Raw genomic sequence first — 3,177 nt, 5'->3', positions numbered from 1 at the left:
GCCGCCACGCCGGCGGCCGAGCGCCAGGCGGCCGCGCCGCCGGATCGCGCCGCGCTGGCCGCACGGCATGCCGGTCGCGAGCTGAGCGTGGTGGATGTCTCCGAGGTGCAGCTGGACGGCGCCAGCGCGCTGTCGGTGACCTTCTCCGTGCCCCTCGATCCCGACCAGCCGTTCGCCGAGCGCCTGCACCTGGTCGACAGCAAGGACGGCAAGGTGGATGGCGCCTGGGAGCTCACCGACAACCTCAGCGAGCTGCGCCTGCGCCACCTGGAGCCGCAGCGCAAGCTGGTGCTGACCGTGGATGCCGGCCTGCGCGCGGTGAACGGCGCGCAACTGGCCCGCGAGCACGTCAGCCGCCTGGAGACCCGCGACCTGCAGCCCAGCGTCGGCTTCGCCAGCCGCGGCTCGCTGCTGCCGACCCGCCTGGCCGAGGGCCTGCCGGTGCTCGCGCTGAACGTCGAGCGGGTCAACGTCGAGTTCTTCCGCATCCGTCCGCAGGCGCTGCCGGCCTTCCTGGCGCGCTGGGGACGCAGCAGCAGCCTCGACGTCTGGGAGGCGGAGGAGCTGCTGCCGATGGCCGAGCTGGTCTACGGCGGCCGCTTCGACCTCAAGTCGGCGCGCAACACCCGCGAGACGCTGCTGCTGCCGATCGCCGGCCTCGAGCCGTTCAAGCAGCCGGGGGTGTACCTGGCGGTGATGCGCGAGGCCGGCCGCTACGCCCATACGCTGCCGGCGACGCTGTTCACCCTCAGCGACATCGGCCTGTCCGCGCACCGCTACCGCGACCGCCTGGACGTATTCACCCAGGCACTGGAGGGCGGCAAGGCCCGGGCCGGGGTGACGCTGGAGCTGCTCGACGGCAACGGCGCGCTGCTCGCCGGCGGCGAGACCGACGCGCGCGGCCACGCCCAGTTGCCGCTGCCGGCCAAGGCCCGCCTGCTGCTGGCCCGCCAGGGCGCGCAGACCAGCCTGCTGCGCCTGGACGGCGCGGCGCTGGACCTGGCGGAATTCACCATCGCCGGGCCCCGCGCGCAGCCGCTGCAGTTCTTCGTGTTCGGCCCGCGCGATCTCTACCGGCCGGGCGAGACCGTGCTGCTCAACGCCCTGCTGCGCGACGCCGACGGCCGCGCGATCGCGGCCCAGCCGGTGAGCGTCGAGGTGCGCCGCCCGGACGGGCAGACCAGCCGCCGCTTCGTCTGGAACGCCGACGCCGCCGGCCTCTACCAGTACCGCCTCGAGCTGGCCGAGCAGGCGCCCACCGGACGCTGGCAGCTGCGCCTCGACCTCGGCGCCGGCGAGCCGCAACTCCACGAGTTCCTGGTCGAGGATTTCCTCCCCGAGCGTCTGGCCCTGGAGCTGGCCGGCAGCGAGCGGCCTCTGGCGCCGGACGCGCAGGTCGAGTTCGCCGTCAGCAGCCGCTACCTGTACGGCGCGCCGGCTGCCGGCAATCGCCTGTCCGGCCAGCTCTACGTGCGCCCGCTGCGCGAGGCGGTGGCGAATCTGCCGGGCTACCAGTTCGGCGACATCACCGAGGCCGATCTCAGCCAGCAGCAGGAGCTGGAGGAGCTGACCCTGGATGGCGAGGGGCGGGCGTCGATCCGCGTGGAGAACCGCTGGAGCGAGGCGCGCTCGCCGCTGCGCCTGATCCTCCAGGCCAGCCTGCAGGAGTCCGGCGGCCGCCCGGTCACCCGCCGGCTGGAGCAGCCGGTCTGGCCGGGCGAACGCCTGCCGGGCCTGCGCGCGCTGTTCGACGGCGAGGAGGTGGATGCCGACGGCCAGGCCGAGTTCGAGCTGCTGGTGGCCGACGCGGCCGGCAACAAGCTGGCCGCCGACAACCTCAGCGTGCGCCTGGTGCGCGAGCGGCGCGACTACTTCTGGAGCTTTTCCGAGAGCGACGGCTGGAGCCACGACTTCACCGAGAAATTCCTCACCCTCAGCGAGGAGCCGCTCAGCATCCCGGCCGGTGGCACCGCCAAGGTGAGCTTCCCGGTGGAGTGGGGGCCCTACCGCGTCGAACTGGTGGACAACGCCAGCGGCCTGCGCAGCAGCCTGCGCTTCTGGGCCGGCTACCGCTGGCAGGACAACGCCGAGGGCGGCGCGGTGCGCCCGGACCAGGTCAAGCTGGCGCTGGACAGGCCGGCCTACGGCGCGGGCGACACCGCCCGGGTCACGGTCACCCCGCCGGCCGCCGGCAACGGCTACCTGCTGGTGGAGTCCGCCGACGGTCCGCTGTGGTGGCAGGAGATCGAGGTGCCGGCCGAGGGCAAGACCTTCGAGGTGCCCATCGCCAGCGACTGGCTGCGCCACGACCTGTACCTGAGCGCCCAGGTGGTGCGTCCCGGCGAGCGCAAGGCGCAGGTCACCCCCAAGCGGGCGGTCGGCCTGCTGCACCTGCCGCTCGAGCGCGCCCCGCGCAAGCTGGCGCTCAGCCTGAAGGCGCCCGAGCGGATGCGTCCCGGCCAGCCGCTCACGGTCAGGGTGCGCGCGCGCAACGCCGACGGCAGCATTCCCGCCCGGGCGCACGTGCTGGTCGCCGCAGTGGACGTGGGCATCCTCAACATCACCGAGTACGCCACGCCCGATCCCTTCGCCGCCTTCTTCGGCCGCAAGGCCTACGGCGCCGACCAGTTCGACGTCTACGGCCAGTTGATCGAGGCCGGCCGCGGCCGGCTCGCCAGCCTGGCCTACGGCGGCGACGCCGGGCTGGAGGCCGGCGGCAAGCGCCCGGAAACCGGCGTGCTGATCGTCGCCCGGCAGAGCGAGGCGCTGGCTCTGGACGATCAGGGCGAGGGCGAGGTCAGCCTGGACATTCCCGACTTCAACGGCGAGCTGCGCCTGATGGCGCAGGCCTGGAGCGACGAGCGCTACGGCATGGCCGAGGCGAAGACGGTGGTGGCCGCACCGCTGGTCGCCGAGCTGGCCATGCCGCGTTTCCTCGCCGGCGGCGACGAGACCACGCTGGCCCTGGACCTGGACAACCGCTCCGGCAGCGCGCAGACCCTCGCCGTGCGCCTGGACGCCGAGGGGCAGCTGCGCCTGCTGGGGGACGCCGCGGCGGAGCTGCAGCTGGCCGCCGGCCAGCGCGCCACCCTGCGCATCCCGGTGCGCGCCGAAGGCGGCCTCGGCCAGGGGCGCATCCGCGTCGAGGTGGCGGGACTGGCGCTGCCCGGCGAGGAG

Annotated in this window: 1 protein-coding gene; it reads left to right on the top strand. The window is 74.1% G+C overall.

Translation table 11 applies throughout. The features are described from left to right. The coding region (locus E5198_RS20740; RefSeq protein ID WP_136491800.1) for an alpha-2-macroglobulin at positions 1-3,177 on the top strand (3,177 nt) is incomplete at both ends.

Origin of the sequence: Pseudomonas sp. A-1, from assembly GCF_004801855.1 — a bacterium.
Classification (GTDB): domain Bacteria; phylum Pseudomonadota; class Gammaproteobacteria; order Pseudomonadales; family Pseudomonadaceae; genus Geopseudomonas.
Note: the sequence above shows the minus strand (reverse complement) of the source record. Positions and strands in the feature narration are given on the sequence as shown.